The organism is Streptomyces armeniacus (assembly GCF_003355155.1).
GTDB classification, from domain to species: domain Bacteria; phylum Actinomycetota; class Actinomycetes; order Streptomycetales; family Streptomycetaceae; genus Streptomyces; species Streptomyces armeniacus.
Genome location: NZ_CP031320.1, coordinates 3,785,035 through 3,800,075, shown reverse-complemented (window position 1 = coordinate 3,800,075; position 15,041 = coordinate 3,785,035). Strand labels below are relative to the sequence as shown.

Below are 15,041 nucleotides of genomic sequence, written 5' to 3'. Positions count from 1 at the left end.
GCACCGCGGGTCTCCATGGCGAGAGTTTTCCGTCTGGGGGAAAGGTTCAGACCATGCCTTCTCGTTCCATCCGTATCGCCGCGGCGACGGCGGCTGCCGCCGCCGTCGCGGGTGCGGGCCTGTTCACCGCCGGGCAGAGCGCGGCGGCGGAGCCGTCCGCCACCGCACCGGGCTTCCTGGAGCCCGCCGAGCTGCCGCCGCACCCGTCCTCGTCCTGGCAGGCCGGAGACGTCAGCACCGGGCTGCCCGATCCGCGTCCGTTCTGCCTGGACGACGCGATGCCGTCCGGCGACCGCACCTGGCACCGCACGTACAGCACCGACCTCGACACCGGCGCGACGCAGGTCAGCGTCTCCCTGGGCAGCGAGCAGAAGGCGGCCAAGCTGGCCGCCAAGCTCCGCAAGGGCTACACGAACTGCACCGACGAGTGGCTCGCCGACTACCCGGAGGGCACCGCCTCCTGGAAGGACTACGGCAAGGTCGACGCGCAGGACGGCGCGCAGGTGTACGGCACGTACACCGCGCTCCCCGAGTCCTCGCACAACGTGCACCTGTTCGGCGTGGGACGCGACGGCGCGACCGTGACGGTCGTGTCATGGGGCCAGATCGGCACCCTGGAGGACGCGCCCGTCGCGGACTTCAAGGACACGGTGCGCACGGCGGTCAACAAGCTCTGACCGTACGGCCGCCGCCCCGGTGCGCCGGGGCGTACGGCCGGGGGGCGTGACGCGTCACGCCTGCCCGTACGCCGCGCGCAGCGCGTCCTCCACGGCGGCGCGCGCGGCGGCACGGTCCAGCCCGAGCCGGCGCGCGCGCCGCGCGTACGCCTGCGCCGCCTCGGCCAGTTCACGGTCCGCGGCGGCGCCGGCGGCGGCGACGAAGGTGCCGTTGCGCCCGCGCGTCTCGACCACACCGTCCGCCTCCAGCGCGCGGTACGCCTTGGCGACGGTGTTCGCGGCCAGCCCCAGCTCCCCGGCCAGCCCGCGTACGGTGGGCAGCCGGTAGCCGACGGGGAGGGTGCCGCCGCGGGCCTGTTCGGCGATCTGGGCGCGGAGCTGTTCGTACGGGGCCTCGGCCGCGCCCGTATCGATACCGATCTGCAGGGACACGTGCTCTCCGCTTCCGCTTTTGCTGATGTACGTCTGCCGCGCCGATTCTCCCCCAGCCCACCGCCTATAAGGAATACTCTTCCCGGTACATTTCCTACGTCCGCCCGCTCGTGCTGGCCTTCCTCGGCCGAGGTATCCGTCTTCGCTCCATCATGCTCGCCGACGCGCCCCCCGATCCGCAGACCACGGCCGCATTGAGCACGGCGCCCCCTCCACCACGGAGAGCGGGCCCGCGACGCCCCGGTGGGCCCCGTTGCTCAGGCCGCGGCACAGGCCGGCGGCGCCGCCCCGCCGGCCCTTGCCCGGCGGGACCAGCCCCGCGCCTCGCGCCGCGCGCCCCGCGCCGCGCCTGGTGCCGGACGTGCCGGACCCGGCGCCCGGCCCCGGCGCGGAGGCCGACGACGTGTTCGCCGTCGCCGACGGCTCGGTGACACGCGTACTGCTCACCGGCTTCGAGCCGTTCGGAGGCGAGACGTCCAACCCGTCCTGGGACGCCGTCCAGTCGGTCGCGGCCGAACCGCCCGCCTGGACCGAGGTCACGGCCGTACGGCTGAGCTGCGTCTTCGGCACGGCGGTCGACGAGCTCCGGGAGGCGGTCGCCGCGTACGCCCCGCACCTCGTCCTCTGCGTCGGGCAGGCGGGCGGCCGGCCCGACCTCACGGTCGAGCGCGTCGCCCTCAACCTCGACGACGCCCGCATCCCCGACAACGCCGGCCACCAGCCGCTCGACCGGCCCGTCGTACCGGGCGCCCCCGCCGCGTACTTCGCGTCGCTGCCGGTGAAGGCGTGCGTCGCCGCCGTACGCGCCGCCGGGCTGTCCGCGTCCGTGTCGCAGACGGCCGGTACGTTCGTCTGCAACCACGTCTTCTACGGCCTCGCCCACCTCATCGCCACCGAACACCCCGGGCTGCGCGGCGGGTTCGTGCATGTGCCGTACGCGCCGCAGCAGGTCGCGGGGGCGGCGCAGCCGTCGATGTCCGTACGGGATGTCGCGGCCGGACTGTGCGCCGTCGTCACGGCGGCGATCAGCACGACGGCCGACATACGCAGCGTGGAGGGGGCGATCCATTGAGGCCGCCGCAGCCGCCCGCACCCGAACTCGCCGAGCGCACCGGTGCGTTCGCGGCGCTCGCCCTCGCCAACGTCCGCCGCGAGTGGCCCAACGCGCCCGCCCACCTGTTCGCGGGCCCGGCCGACCTCCGCCCGCCACGCGCGTACCACCCGGCCTTCTACGGCGCGTACGACTGGCACTCCGCCGTGCACATGCACTGGCTGCTCGTACGGCTGCTGCGGCGCTGCCCGGATCGGCTCGACGCCGACGCCGTGATCGCCGTACTCGACGAGCACCTCACCCCCGACGCCCTCGCCGCCGAGGCGTCCTACCTGCGCGCGCACCCCACGTACGAGCGCCCCTACGGCTGGGCCTGGCTGCTCGCGCTGACGGCGGAGACGGCGCGGCTCGCGGCCGAGGCGCCCGTACGCGGACTGCGCGCCGAACGGTGGACGGCCGCCCTCGCGCCCGCCGCCTGTACGGTCGCCGGGCTGCTCCTCGACTGGCTTCCCAAGGCGACGTATCCGGTGCGCCACGGCACGCACGCGAACAGCGCCTTCGCGCTGGGCCTGGTGCTGGACGCCGTACGGGCGCCCGCCGGGCACGGCGGTGAACTGCCGGAGCTGCCCGAGCTGGCCGGGCCCGTGGCGGCGAAGCTGCGCGCCTGGTTCGGCGCGGACGCCGGGGCGTCCTTCCGGTGGGAGCCCTCGGGGCAGGACTTCCTGTCTCCCGCGCTGTGCGAGGCGGACGCGATGCGCCGCGTGCTGCCCGTAACAAATTTCCCCGGCTGGCTGACGGCGTTCCTCCCCGAACCCGGCGGCGCCGACGCCCCGTTCCTCACTCCGCCGCAGGTCTCCGACCCCGCCGACCCGCAGATCGGGCACCTGCTCGGGCTGTGCCTCAGCCGGGCCGCGGCGCTGCGTTCGCTGGCGGCGGCGCTGCCCGCGGGCGACCCGCGGGTACGGGCGCTGGGCGCCGCCGCCGAGGCGCACCTGCACGCGGCGCTCCCGGCCACGGCCTCCGGCGACTTCACCACCGACCACTGGCTGGCGACGTTCGCGGTCCTCGCACTGGACGGAGGAACTTAGCCGCACAAGGCGGGTCAGGCCGTACCGCCGCCGCTCCACAGCTGTCGTGCGCTGCGCAGGTGCGCGAGATAGCGGGCGTAGCCCTCCTCGAACCCGGCGCGGTGCTCCGGCCGTGGTCGCACCGTACGGGCGTGGTCGAGCCAGTCGCGCGTGTCCACCGGCCGGTCCAGCGCGCGTGCCGCCGCCGCGGCGGCGCCGCGTGCGCCGATGGCGTGGTCGGAGGGCAGCAGGATCGGGCGGCCGAGCGCGTCGGCGAACACCTGCGTCCACGCGTCGGACCGGCTGCCGCCGCCGCAGATCGCCAACTGCCCGGTGAGCCCTGCCGCTTCGAGGCAGTGCCGTGCGGCGTACGCGATCGACTCGCACACCGCCCGTACGACGTCCGCCCGTTCGGTGCTCAGGCTCACCCCGGTGAGCTGGCCCCGGGCACGCGGGTCGACGAAGGGCGCGCGTTCGCCGGACTCGGCGAGGAACGGCAGCGCCGAGACGCCCCGCGCGCCGGGCGGGCTCAGCCGCAGCAGCTCCGCGACGTCGTCGATGCCGAGGTGCAGCAGCCGCAGCAGCCAGTCCAGCCCGGCGGTGCCGACCATGGCGGGCATCGCCCGCGAGTACGTGCCGGGGTCCGGCGTGCACAGCCACATGCCCGCCGGCTCCGCGTCCGGGTCGGTGCCGATGTCGGCGCGTTCGCTGAGCACCTGGCAGGCCAGGGTGGTGCCGACGGTGAGCAGACCGTCGCCCGGCTCGGTCAGCCCGCTGCCCAGCAGGCTCGCGGGCAGGTCGAACGGGCCCGCGCTGACCGGAGTGCCCGCGGGCAGCCCCAGCAGGTCCGCGCCGCGCTTGTCGAGGGCAAGCAGGCGGCCGGGCGGGGCCGGTTCGGCCAGCAGGTGCCGCAGCCCCTTGACGCCGCACGCGTCGAGCGCGTCCTCGCGGTACGTACGGGTGCGTACGTCCAGGAACGGCAGCGAGGCGTCCGACGCGTCGACCGTGATCTCACCGGTGAGGCGCTGCGCGACGGCGTCCACGCAGTACCCCGCCACCGCCGCCCGCTCCAGCGCCGCCGGCTCCTCCCGTTGCAGCGTCGCGAGCAGGGGCGCGGGCGAGCCGGGGAAGATCGCCTGCCCGGTCAGCCGGTGCACCTCCGCCGCCGTACCGTCCGCGTACCACTCGCTGACCAGCCCGGACGCCCGGCCGTCCAGCCACGACACGGGCGGCCGTACGGCTCTGCCCTCCGCGTCACGCAGCCACAGCCCGTCGCCCTGCCCGGTGAGGGCCACGGCCGTCACCTCGCCGCCGAGGCCGGCGCGCACCTCCCGTACGACGGTGGCCACGGTGGCGACGACCTCGTCCAGGTCCTGCTCGACGCGCGCGTCGCCCGGGTGCCGGAGGTGGGACGGCGCGTCGGCCTCGATGAGGGCGCGCCCGGCCGGGTCGAAGACCGCGGCCTTGGTCAGTGTGGTGCCGACATCGACGCCGATGATCATGTCTGGCCTCCGGTCACCTCGGGGCTGGCCACGTCGGGGTTGGCCAGGTGCTCAGGCGGCTCGCCGCGGACGTAGCGGTCCACCTCGGCCGCGACGATACGGGCGGCGCGCTCGGCTGTCTGCCGGGTCGCACCGGCGAGATGCGGGGTGGCGACGACGTTCGGGAGACCGCGCAGCGCCCAGCTGGTGGGCGGCGGCTCCACGTCGTACACGTCGAGCGCGACGGCGCCGAGCCGCCCGTCGGCCAGCGCGGCGGGCAGCGGCTCGTGGTCCAGCAGGCCGCCGCGCGCCGTGTTGACGAGGACGGCGCCGTGCGGCAGCAGCGCGAGCCGGTCCGCGTCGATCAGGTGGTGCGTCTCCGGCGTCAGCCGCGCGTGCAGGCTGACCACCGAACTGGCCGACAGCAGCTCGTCCAGGCCGACCAGCGTGACCCCGTCGGCGGCGGCCTGCGCCGCGTCCACCGCCGGGTCGGCCACCAGCACCCGCGCGCCGAACGCCAGCAGCACACGGGCCACGATGCGGCCGATCGCCCCGTACCCGACCAGCCCGGCTGTGCTGCCCGCCAGCTCCAGCCCGGCCTGGTCGTACGCGTACAGGTCGCCGCGCCACCCGCCGGAGTGCAGCTCGGCGCTGGCGTACGGGATGCGGCGCAGCGCCGCGAGGATCATGCCGACGGCGTACTCGGCGGCGGCCGTCGCGTTCCGCCCGGGTGCGTACGTGACGGCGACGCCGGCGCGGGTGGCGGCCTTCAGATCGACGTTCACCGGGCCGCCCCGGCACACCGCGACCAGCCGCAGCCGTGGCGCGGCGTCGAACACCGCGGCGGTGAACGGCGCCATCTGCGTCACGCACACCTCGGCGCCGTCCAGCGCCTCGATGAGCCGCGCCGGGCCGCCACTCGCCTCCTCGACGCCGTCCACCGGCCCGAACGGCTCGACGGGCCAGGGCAGGGTCAGCCGGGTCACCTCCAGTTCTGCGGACGCGCCGGACGCGCCGGACGCGCCGGACGGCGCGCCGGGTGCGGACGGCCCGAGCCGGTCCCGCAGGGCGGACTCCAGCAGCTCGGGGCCCACGAAATGGTCGCCCGCGGCGAGGACTCGCATGGAACGCTCCTTAGCTCTGCTAGCTCTGCTCGTACGCGCTGATGTGGGCGACCTTCGCCGCGCTGGCGGAGGCCGGGTCGAAGTGGTGGCCGAGCCACTCGGAGACGATCCGCTTGGCGAGCTCCGGCCCGATGACGCGGGCGCCGAGAGCCAGCACCTGGCAGTCGTTGGACTTCACGGAGCGCTCCGCGGAGTACGCGTCATGGGCGACAGTGGCACGGATGCCCGGCACCTTGTTGGCGCTGATGCACATGCCGATGCCTGTGCCGCAGACCAGCAGGGCGCGGTCGGCCTCGCCGCGCGCGACGGCCTCGGCGGCCGCGATGCCCAGCGGCGGATACGGGCTGTCGTCCGCGGCGTCGCGTACGCCGTGGTCCCGGATCCCGGTGACGCGGGGGTCCTGGGCGAGCAACTCGCACAGGGCGCTCTTGAGTTCGTAACCGGCGTTGTCCGCCGCGACGGCGATCCTCATGACACCTCCCCGGTGCCGACCGGTGTCCGTGTGCCGGGCGCCGGCCGTTGCCGTGCTTGTTCCGGTTGCCCGGCCTGTTCCGCCGCCAGCACTCCGGCCACGGCTGTGAGCATGAGCGCGAGCGACGTCGCGCCCGCGTCCGGCTCGCCGACGCCCTTGGGGCCGAGCCGCGCGGCTCGCCCCCGGCGGGCGGGCAGCCGCGCGGTGGCGCGGGCGGCGCGGTCCGCCTCGGCGGCGGCCTCGGCCCACGCCTCGGTGAGCGGCACGCCGCGGGCGTGCTGGCCGAGCAGGCTCGCCCGGAACGGGTCCAGGGCGTCCAGCAGCGTCTTCTCGCCGACCGCGCCGCCGCCCAGCTCGCGCAGGGCGTCGAAGGCGCGGTCTACGGCGGCGGCGAGGCGGCCCAGCGTGCCCGCGCCGGTGGTCGGCGCCTCGGGAGCGAGTCCGGCGCCGATCTCGGTGAGCAGCAGCCCGTACAGGGCGCCGGAGGCGCCGCCCGCCGCGTCGGAGAAGGCGGTGCCCGCGCGGAGCAGCGCCTGTCCGACGACGCCCGGTTCGTCCGTACGCGCGCCCGCTTCCGTACGTGCCCCTGCGCCCGTACGCGCGCCCATGTCCGTGCGTGCCCCCGCTTCCGTGCGTGCCCCCGCTTCCGTGCGTGCCCCTGCGCGCGTACGCGCGCCCGCTTCCGTACGCACGCCCGCTTCCGTACGGGAACCCGCCCCCGTACGTGCCGCCTCCTCCGCGCGGGCCGCGGCGAGGGCGCCGCGCAGGCCGCGCACCATGCCCTGGCCGTGATCGCCGTCGCCGCACACCGCGTCGAGCCGGCCCAGCTCCTCCTCGTGCTCCGTGACGGTCGCCAGCGCCGCGGCCAGCGCACGCGCGGCGAGCCCGTCCCGCTCCGTACCGGCCGCCGACTCCGCGGTCTCTCCCACGAGTTCGGGTTCCGGTTCGGGTTCCGGTTCCGGCGGGGCGGCCACGGCCGGGCCGTTCGGGGCGCGCGTGAAGCCGGGGCTCTCGCAGGGCGCGTCGTACAGCTCCGCGAGCTCGTCGTCCAGGACGAGCACCGACAGCGACAGCCCGGCCATGTCCAGGGACGTGACGAACTCGCCGACCTCGGGCCGGTACGGCAGCCGCCCCTCCCGGCGCAGCCGCTCGTCCACGCGGGCGTAGCAGATGAACAGGTCCTCGTACGTGGTCCGGCCGAGCCCGTTGAGCAGCACGGCCACCCGCTGCCCGGCGGGCAGTTCGGCCAGCAGCCGGTCGACGAGGGTGTCCGCGAGGCCGGCGGGGGAGAGCGCGTCGACGGTCGCCGCGCCTGCCTCGCCGTGGATGCCCAGGCCGAGTTCCATGCTGCCGGGCCGCACGGTGAACAGCGGCTCCCGCCGGCCCGGCAGGGTGCAGCCGCCGAACGCGGCGCCGTACGTGCGCGTACGGGAGTTGACCCGCTCGGCGAGCTCCGCGACGCGGTCCAGCGGGTAGCCGCGGTGCGCGGCTGCGGACGCGATCTTGAAGACGAAGAGACCGCCGGCCACCCCGCGCCGTTCCGCCGCCTCCTCGGCGGGACCGCTCGCCACGTCGTCGGTGACCAGGACCGTGCGGGACGGCACGCCCTCCGCGGCCAGCCGGCGGGCGGCGAGCCCGAAGTGCATGACGTCGCCCGCGTAGTTGCCGAAGGAGAACAGCACGCCCGCGCCGCCGTCCACCGCGCGCGCGGTGCGGTGCACCTGCTCGGCGCTGGGGCTGGTGAACACGTCGCCGATGACGGCGGCGTCCGCCAGCCCCGGCCCGACCAGCCCGGCGAACGCCGGGTAGTGGCCGCAGCCGCCGCCGATGACCACCGCGACGCGGCCCTGCTCCGGCGCGGTGCGGCTCATCACGCCGTGCGCGTCGGGCACTGCGCGCAGCGTGCGCCCGTACGCGCTGACCAGGCCGCGGGTCCAGGCGGCCTTGAAGGTGCCGGGGTCTCCGAGCGGACGCATCAGGGCCTCCCGTTCGCGGGGTGGGCGCCGTCGCCGCGGCCGGGGGAGTGGCCTTCGGCGGGCGGCGGCGCGAGGAGCTTCAGCAGGTGTTCACCGACCTCGCCGAGGTCCTGGGCGCGGGCGGTGGTGAGGGCGAGGGCGTCGCTCGCGGGCGGGTAGACGGGGTTGGGCAGCGCGACCACGGTCATTCCGGCGGCGTGCGCTGAGCGGATGCCGTTGGAGGAGTCCTCCACCGCCGCGCACTGGGCGCCGCTGAGCCCGAGCCGGCGCGCGGCCTCCGCGTACACGTCGGGGTGCGGCTTGCCGCGCGGCACCTCGGCGCTGGACACCGTCGTGGTGAACCGGTCGGCGGGGCCGTGGCCGCGGAGCACCGCGTCGATGAGGCGGCGCGGGGCGGAGGAGGCGAGGGCGATGGGGTACCGGCCGCTGATCGAGGACACCAGCCGCTCGGCTCCGGGCAGCAGATCGACCCTGCCGTTCTCGAAGTCCGCCACCATGCCGCCGACCACGTCGTGCTCGGTCTCCTCGGCGGTGCCGGGCCGCCCGGTGTGCCGCCACAGGTACCGCGCCCACTCCGGCGCGCTCATGCCCTGTACGGAGGCGGTGTCGTCGGCGGTCCAGGGGGTGCCGTGCCGCTCCGCGAAGCGGGCCCAGTTCTCCTCCCAGAGGTGCTCGCTCTCGACCAGCACGCCGTCGAGGTCGAAGACCACCGCCTGAAGCGGTTCGTTTCCCATGAAGCATCCCTTCGCGCTGCAGTGGGGCAGCGGCGAGCGCGGTTCGGATTCACCACTCATGTGAAGTTAACACTCTCGGTGAGATGTGGCCAGGCCCCCGAGCCGGAATCCGCGCGAGACGCGGTGTCAGACTGTGGGCTATGAGTACGCGACGCGGAGCGGCCGGCTCCCAGCAGGCCCGTCAGCAGATCATCGCCGAGTACGTGGCCTCCCACGGCTCCGCCGCCGTGAACGAACTCGTCGAACTCACCGGCGTCAGCGTGATGACCGTCCACCGCGACGTGGACGAGCTCGCACGCCGCGGCCTGCTGCGGAAGTTCCGGGGCGGCGTCTCGGCGCAGCCGTCCTCCGTGTTCGAGAGCGACGTGGAGTACCGGCTCGGCGCCCGCCTGGAGCAGAAGCGGGCCATCGCGCGTGCGGCGCTCGATTTCGTCGAGCCCGGCACCTCGCTGATGCTGGACGACTCCACCACCGCCCTCCACCTGGCCCGGCTGCTCGGCACGGCGGCCCCGCTCACGGTGATCACCAACTACCGCCGCGCCATGGACGAGCTCCGCGACAGCCCGGAGCTGCGGCTGATCGCGCTCGGCGGCGAGTACTCGCGTACGCACGACTCGTTCAACGGCCTCTTCTGCATCGAGGCCATCTCGGCGGTCAACGTCGACGTCGCCTTCGTCAGCACCTCCGCGATGTCCGCGACCATGAGCTTCCATCAGGAACAGGAGATCGTGCAGGTCAAACGGGCCATGCTGGCGGCGGCCGGCACCAAGGTGCTGCTGATGGACTCGGGCAAGACCGCGCGGACCGCGCTGCACCAGCTGGCGCCGCTCACGGCGTACGACCACCTCGTGGTGGACGACGGGGTGAGCGGCGAGATGCTCGCGGAGCTGCGCCAGGTGCTGCCGGTGCGGGTCGCCGAAACCGAGCAGAGTTAACATCTTGTCTGGTAACTAAACACCGTCTATGTTCGTGGCGTCCCCCAAATCCGCCTGCCGTGCTCCGGCGCGCTGCGGAGAGCTGAGGAGAGACCTCATGAACGATCCGGAGACTTCCCCCTCACCGGCCGCTCCCGACCGGCTGTACGGCATCGAACGCATCGGCATCCCCCGCCCCCTGGCCTGGGGCTTCGTGGGCGTGTTCCTGTACATGATCGGTGACGGCGTCGAGATCAGCTATCTCACCGACTATCTCCAGCAGTCCGACGGCGGCGGTCTCGCCGGCGGCCAGGCCACCTTCGCCACGGTCACCGTCTACGGCGTCGCCGTCATGATCGCGTCCTGGTTCTCGGGCACGCTGTCCGCGATCTGGGGCCCACGCCGTGTGATGTGGCTGGGCGCGGCCTGGTGGGTCGTGTTCGAGGCGGTGTTCCTCTTCGCCGCCATCCCCAGCCAGAACGTGGCGCTGATCGTCCTCACATACGGCGTGCGCGGTTTCGCCTACCCGCTGTTCGCCTTCGCGTTCCTCGTGTGGGCGCAGACCACCAGCCCGTCGCGGATGCGCGGCTCCGTCGCCGGCTGGTTCTGGTTCGCGTTCACCGGCGGGCTGCCCACCCTGGGCGCGGGCGTCGCGGCGCTCGCCATCGGCCCGTTCGGCATGAGCCTGTACGGCACGCTGGTGCTGTCCCTCGCGCTCGTCGCCATCGGCGGCGCCATCGGCTCGTTCGCCGTACGCGACCCCAGCGGGCTGCGGCCCATCGCCGACGAGACGGTGGCCGAGCCGCGCAGCTACCGGCGGCTCCTCGAGGGCGTCGACATCCTCTGGCGCGACCGGCGCACGCTCTCCGGAGGACTCGTACGCATCGTCAACACCGCGCCGCAGTACGGCTTCTTCGCGATGTTCCCGTTCACCTTCGGCACCGCCGACGGCAACGACGGGTTCCTCACCACCGCCGAGATCTCCACCCTCACGGCCATCACCTACGGCGCCAACATTGCGGCCAACCTCTTCTTCGGCGTCTTCGGCGATTACTTCGGCTGGCGCCGCACCGTCACCCTCTTCGGCTGCGTCGGCTGCGCCGTCGCCACCCCGCTCTGGTACTTCGCGTCCATCGCCAGCGGCAGCCTCGCCGTGTCGATCGTGCTCGGCTGCGTGTACGGGGTGCTGCTCGCCGGGTTCGTACCGCTGTCCGCGCTGATGCCGTCCATGGTCCAGCACAAGGACAAGGGCGCCGCACTGGCCGTGCTCAACTTCGGCGCGGGCGGCGCCGCGTTCGTCGGGCCGTTCCTGGTGACCGTCTTCCACCCGCTGGTCGGCGGGGGCGGCGTCGCGGTCATCTTCAGCGCGCTCTACCTCGTCGTCGGCGTGCTGTCGACGCAGCTGCGGGACGCGAGCGACCCGGGGGAGCGGCGGCGTACGGCAGCGGCTGCGGTACGGGCCGAGAGCGTAGCCTGATGGGTGCCGTACGCGGGGGCCGTACGGGCCGCACCGCCCGTGGCGCCTGCTCAGCCCGTAGCGCCCGCACCGCCTGCTCAGCTCGTAGCACCTGCTCAGTCCGTACCGGCTGCTCAGCCCGTACCGCCCAGGAAGCCGGGGGAGGCCAGTGACCGATCCCGACGTGTCGGTCGGCATCGACCTCGGCACCCAGAGCGTCCGCGCCGTCGCGGCCGACCGCGCCGGGCGGGTGCTCGGGCGGGGCGCGGCGCCACTGGACAGCACACGCCGGGGCGTACGGCACACGCAGTCGCCCGCGCAGTGGTGGCAGGCCACGGCCGCGGCCTGCCGCCAGGCGCTCGCGCCCGTGCCGCCCGCGCGTGTGTGCGCCGTCGCGGTCGACGCCACGTCCGGCACGGTGCTGCTCGCCGGGCCGCGCGGCGAACCGCTCACCGACGCGCTGATGTACGACGACCAGCGCGCAGCAGCCGAAGCGGCAGCCGTCAACACCGCCGGCGCCGACACCTGGCGCCGCCTCGGCTACACGCGGATGGGCGACCAGTGGGCGCTGCCCAAGCTGCTCTGGCTGCTCCGCCACGAGCCCGGCGCCGCGTACGCCTCCGGCGCCGTCCTCACCCACCAGAACGACCACGTGAACCGCCGCCTCACCGGCCACCCCGTGCCCGCCGACAGCAGCCACGCCCTCAAGTCCGGGCTGGACCTCCAGGCGGACGACTGGCCCTGGGACGTGTTCAAGACGCTCGGCATCCCCGAGACGCTGCTCCCGCCCGTCGTACGGCCCGGTACGGAACTCGGCCGCGTGTGCGCCGCCGCGGCGGCCGAGACGGGGCTCCCCGAGGGCACCGCCGTGGTGGCCGGCATGACCGACGGTTGCGCCGCTCAACTCGGCGCCGACGCCACCCGTACGGGGGACGTGAACGCCGTCCTCGGCACCACCCTCGTGGTGAAGGGCGTCAGCGAACGGCTGCCGCGCGACGCGTCCGGCATGCTCTACGCCCACCGTGCCGCCGGCGGCGGCTGGCTCCCCGGCGGCGCGTCCAACGCGGGCGGGCGCGTCCTCAACGCGGCCTTCCCGGGCGGGGACTTCACGCACCTTGACGCGCGCGCGGCGGAGCACGGGCCCGCGGGCGCGGTGGCGTACCCGCTCAGCGGCGAAGGCGAACGCTTCCCGTTCGCCGCACCCCGCGCGCACGCGCTGCTGCTCGGCTCGCCGAGCGGCGAGGCGGAGCGCTACCGCGTACTGCTGGAAGGCGTCGCCTTCGTCGAACGCCTCGCCCTCGACTGCCTCGACCTGCACGGCGTCCCCACCGACGGCACGTACACGCTCAGCGGCGGCGGCGCGTCCAGCGCCGTCTGGTGCCAGGTGCGGGCGGACGTGCTGGGGCGGCCCGTACGGGTCACGGAGCAGGCCGGGTCCGCGTTCGGGATGGCGGTGCTGGCGGGGGCGTACGGGGGGTTCGCGGCGGGGTTCGCGGCGGGCGGCGGCTCCGGCGGCGCGCCGTGTTCGCCGTACGCGGCGCGGCTGGCCGCGACCAGCCGCGCCATGGTGCGCGTACGGGACACGTACGCGCCGCGAGGCGAGGACCACGTACGGATGCTCGCCTCGTACCGGCGCCTCGTCGCCGAACTCCACGACCGGGGCTGGCTGCCCACCGCACTCGCCGACCACGCCACCCACAGGAGCGCGACGTGAGCGAACTTTTCCTCGCCCGGCACGGCCAGACCGTCTGGCACGCCGAGAACCGCTACGCGGGCAGCAGCGACATCGACCTCACGCCGCGCGGGCGCGAACAGGCACGCCAACTCGGCGACTGGGCCGCCGGGATGGCCGCCCGCGGCGAACTCACCGCCGTCCTCAGCTCACCCCTCCGCCGCTGCCGCGAGACCGCCGAACCGGCCGCCGCCGCGACGGGCCGCCCGCTGGAGACCGACGCGCGGCTGCGGGAACTGGACTTCGGGCGCGGGGAAGGGCTCACGCGGGACGAGATGCGGCGGGAGTTCGGCGCGGAGCGCGCGGCGTTCGAACGCGACCCGGGGGCGGTGGCGCTCCCCGGCGGGGAGGACCCGGAGGCGGCGGTCGCGCGAGGTCTGGAGGCGCTGCGGGAGGTGGCGGCGTCGGCGCCGGGGGGCGGGCCGGTGCTGGTGGTCGCGCACAACACGCTGCTGCGGATGTGCCTGTGCGCGATGCTCGGCATCCCGCTGTCGGAGTACCGGCGGGTGCTGCCGGTGCTGGGGAACTGCGCGCTGACGAAGGTTCGTCGGCGCGCGGACGGGTGGTCGCTGCTGTCGTACAACACCCCACCGGCCGCACACCCCAGCCGGTCCGGCGTTTGAGGACGGCCCTCGGCCACCCACCCAGCCGGTCCGGCGTTTGAGGACGGCCCTCGGCCACGATGATGTTGCTGGTCGCCACTGCGTGTCGGCCCCGTGCGGCTTGGTGGCCGCCCCGGTCTGTCCTCAATCGCCGGACGGGCTGGAATTGGCTGGCCTTGTCGGCCGGGGGCCGGGTTCATTGGGGTGGCAGCGTGTTGGCCCCCCGTACGGTCCGGTGGCCGCCCCGGTCCGTCCTCAATCGCCGGACGGGCTTGATGTGGCGCCCGGATCACGTCGCAGACGCGAGGCGGCGGCGTGCCCTCCGCAGGGAGCGGGGGCGTGGGGCGCCGGACCAGGGCGACTTCGTCGCCCGGTCGCCTGCCGTCGAGACCGTCCAGCGCCGCGCGCCCAGCCCCGGATCGTCCAGTTCGTCGCGTGCCAACGGCATCGCCACGGGCGCGCCGGGCAGCGCCCGTACGGCGTACGGCGCGACCGCCGTCTGCGCGTACGCGTTCCGCTGCACGTCCAGATAGATCCGCGACCCCCGCGCCGACTTCCGCTGCTCGACCGTGAGCCGGTCCGGATGCCGGCGGGCGAGCAGCGACGCCGCGTCGCCCGCGAACTCCCGTACGTCGTCGAACGGCGCCCGGCGGTCCAGCGGCACGATGAGGTGCAGCCCGCTCGAGCCGGTGGTCATCAGCTGTACGGGCAGGCCGAGTTCGTCTTCCAGAAGGTCGCAGACCCGCTGGGCGGCCCACCGTACGTCCTCGAAGTCCGCGTCACCGGACGGGTCCAGGTCGAAGATCAGCCGGTCGGGGTGGTCCGGCGCGTCGGCGCGGGAGAGGAAGCGGTGCGGGGTCACGCACGCCTGGTCGGCGAGGTAGAGCAGCGTGGCCTGGTCGTCGCAGACGACGTGAGTGACGGTGCCGTCCTGCTTGGGGAGTTCGACGCGGTGAATCCAGTCGGGGAAGTGCTCGGGCACGTTCTTCTGGACGACGCCGTGCCGCTTGATGCCGTCCGGGTGGCGCACCATCATCAGCGGGCGGTCGCGCAGTTGCGGGAGCATGGCGCGGGAGACCGCGCGGTAGTGCTCGACGAGGTCGCGCTTGGTGAGCCCGTCGTCCGGGAACAGCACCTTGTCCGGGCGGTGCAGTGTGATCTTCCGCCGCCCGGCGCGGATCTCCTGCCGTTCGGTCATGGCACGTACCGCCGTCCAGCGCTCATGCACTCCGGGTGTCCCGCCCGGCCCGGACGAAACCGTCGGCGAAACCGCGACGAAACCGCTCGCGAAACCGTTGACGAGATCGTTCAGGTACGAGGCCC

Annotated in this window: 14 protein-coding genes; 7 read left to right on the top strand and 7 right to left on the bottom strand. The window is 74.6% G+C overall.

Going from position 1 to position 15,041, the window contains the following annotated elements; all coding sequences use genetic code 11:
- Positions 1–53: 53 nt before the first annotated feature.
- Positions 54–677, top strand: a complete 624-nt coding sequence (locus tag DVA86_RS16355) for a hypothetical protein (protein ID WP_208879228.1) — start codon at positions 54–56, stop codon at positions 675–677.
- 54 nt (positions 678–731) lie between these two features.
- Here the strand turns inward: DVA86_RS16355 and DVA86_RS16350 are convergent, their stop codons facing one another.
- Positions 732–1,109, bottom strand: coding sequence for a GntR family transcriptional regulator (locus DVA86_RS16350; RefSeq protein ID WP_208879226.1), 378 nt, complete (start codon positions 1,107–1,109; stop codon positions 732–734).
- 427 nt (positions 1,110–1,536) lie between these two features.
- Between DVA86_RS16350 and pcp the strand changes: the two genes are divergently transcribed.
- Together pcp and DVA86_RS16340 are read left to right on the top strand one after the other, a co-directional pair.
- Positions 1,537–2,181 carry a pyroglutamyl-peptidase I gene (pcp, locus tag DVA86_RS16345; protein WP_208884767.1) on the top strand — a complete coding sequence of 215 codons (645 nt, stop codon included), beginning with the start codon at positions 1,537–1,539 and terminating at the stop codon, positions 2,179–2,181.
- Entirely contained in the window at positions 2,178–3,248 is a 1,071-nt protein-coding gene (locus tag DVA86_RS16340; protein ID WP_208879224.1) for a DUF2891 domain-containing protein, read from the top strand. The genes pcp and DVA86_RS16340 overlap by 4 nt, the downstream gene beginning before the upstream one ends.
- Positions 3,249–3,262: 14 nt before the next feature.
- Here DVA86_RS16340 and DVA86_RS16335 read toward each other — a convergent pair whose 3' ends face one another.
- Genes DVA86_RS16335 through DVA86_RS16315 form a run of 5 tightly spaced genes read right to left on the bottom strand, consistent with a single transcriptional unit; the run spans position 3,263 to position 9,014 of the window.
- A complete protein-coding gene (locus tag DVA86_RS16335) occupies positions 3,263–4,729 on the bottom strand; it encodes an FGGY-family carbohydrate kinase (protein WP_208879223.1) in 1,467 nt (488 codons plus the stop codon).
- Positions 4,726–5,832, bottom strand: coding sequence for a 2-hydroxyacid dehydrogenase (locus DVA86_RS16330; RefSeq protein ID WP_208879221.1), 1,107 nt, complete (start codon positions 5,830–5,832; stop codon positions 4,726–4,728). The genes DVA86_RS16335 and DVA86_RS16330 overlap by 4 nt, the downstream gene beginning before the upstream one ends.
- Before the next feature lie 19 nt (positions 5,833–5,851).
- A complete protein-coding gene (locus DVA86_RS16325; RefSeq protein WP_208879219.1) occupies positions 5,852–6,304 on the bottom strand; it encodes a ribose-5-phosphate isomerase in 453 nt (150 codons plus the stop codon).
- Positions 6,301–8,280 carry a dihydroxyacetone kinase family protein gene (locus DVA86_RS16320; protein WP_208879218.1) on the bottom strand — a complete coding sequence of 660 codons (1,980 nt, stop codon included), beginning with the start codon at positions 8,278–8,280 and terminating at the stop codon, positions 6,301–6,303. The genes DVA86_RS16325 and DVA86_RS16320 overlap by 4 nt, the downstream gene beginning before the upstream one ends.
- On the bottom strand, positions 8,280–9,014 hold the full coding sequence (locus DVA86_RS16315) for an HAD family hydrolase (protein ID WP_208879216.1): 735 nt from the start codon (positions 9,012–9,014) through the stop codon (positions 8,280–8,282). Before DVA86_RS16315 ends, DVA86_RS16320 begins: the two co-directional genes overlap by 1 nt.
- Before the next feature lie 140 nt (positions 9,015–9,154).
- Here DVA86_RS16315 and DVA86_RS16310 point away from each other — a divergent pair, with 140 nt between their 5' ends.
- From DVA86_RS16310 to DVA86_RS16295, 4 genes are all read left to right on the top strand, one after another.
- A complete protein-coding gene (locus DVA86_RS16310) occupies positions 9,155–9,949 on the top strand; it encodes a DeoR/GlpR family DNA-binding transcription regulator (RefSeq protein ID WP_208879214.1) in 795 nt (264 codons plus the stop codon).
- Positions 9,950–10,046: 97 nt separating this feature from the next.
- Positions 10,047–11,405, top strand: coding sequence for an MFS transporter (locus tag DVA86_RS16305; RefSeq protein ID WP_208879213.1), 1,359 nt, complete (start codon positions 10,047–10,049; stop codon positions 11,403–11,405).
- Positions 11,406–11,553: 148 nt separating this feature from the next.
- A complete protein-coding gene (locus tag DVA86_RS16300) occupies positions 11,554–13,098 on the top strand; it encodes an FGGY-family carbohydrate kinase (RefSeq protein ID WP_208879211.1) in 1,545 nt (514 codons plus the stop codon).
- Positions 13,095–13,739, top strand: coding sequence for a histidine phosphatase family protein (locus tag DVA86_RS16295; RefSeq protein ID WP_208879209.1), 645 nt, complete (start codon positions 13,095–13,097; stop codon positions 13,737–13,739). Before DVA86_RS16300 ends, DVA86_RS16295 begins: the two co-directional genes overlap by 4 nt.
- Before the next feature lie 268 nt (positions 13,740–14,007).
- Here the strand turns inward: DVA86_RS16295 and ligD are convergent, their stop codons facing one another.
- Positions 14,008–14,916 (bottom strand): non-homologous end-joining DNA ligase, encoded by a 909-nt coding sequence (ligD, locus tag DVA86_RS16290; protein ID WP_208879207.1) that lies wholly within the window; start codon positions 14,914–14,916, stop codon positions 14,008–14,010.
- Positions 14,917–15,041 lie beyond the last annotated feature (125 nt).

What these genes read in the sequence shown, in the direction of transcription:
- DVA86_RS16355 (WP_208879228.1), top strand. Translation starts at nt 54, where the DNA reads ATGCCTTCTCGTTCCATCCGTATCGCCGCGGCGACGGCGGCTGCCGCC.
- DVA86_RS16335 (WP_208879223.1), bottom strand. Translation starts at nt 4,729, where the DNA reads ATGATCATCGGCGTCGATGTCGGCACCACACTGACCAAGGCCGCGGTC.
- DVA86_RS16330 (WP_208879221.1), bottom strand. Translation starts at nt 5,832, where the DNA reads ATGCGAGTCCTCGCCGCGGGCGACCATTTCGTGGGCCCCGAGCTGCTG.
- DVA86_RS16325 (WP_208879219.1), bottom strand. Translation starts at nt 6,304, where the DNA reads ATGAGGATCGCCGTCGCGGCGGACAACGCCGGTTACGAACTCAAGAGC.
- DVA86_RS16320 (WP_208879218.1), bottom strand. Translation starts at nt 8,280, where the DNA reads ATGCGTCCGCTCGGAGACCCCGGCACCTTCAAGGCCGCCTGGACCCGC.
- DVA86_RS16315 (WP_208879216.1), bottom strand. Translation starts at nt 9,014, where the DNA reads ATGGGAAACGAACCGCTTCAGGCGGTGGTCTTCGACCTCGACGGCGTG.
- DVA86_RS16310 (WP_208879214.1), top strand. Translation starts at nt 9,155, where the DNA reads ATGAGTACGCGACGCGGAGCGGCCGGCTCCCAGCAGGCCCGTCAGCAG.
- DVA86_RS16305 (WP_208879213.1), top strand. Translation starts at nt 10,047, where the DNA reads ATGAACGATCCGGAGACTTCCCCCTCACCGGCCGCTCCCGACCGGCTG.
- ligD (WP_208879207.1), bottom strand. Translation starts at nt 14,916, where the DNA reads ATGACCGAACGGCAGGAGATCCGCGCCGGGCGGCGGAAGATCACACTG.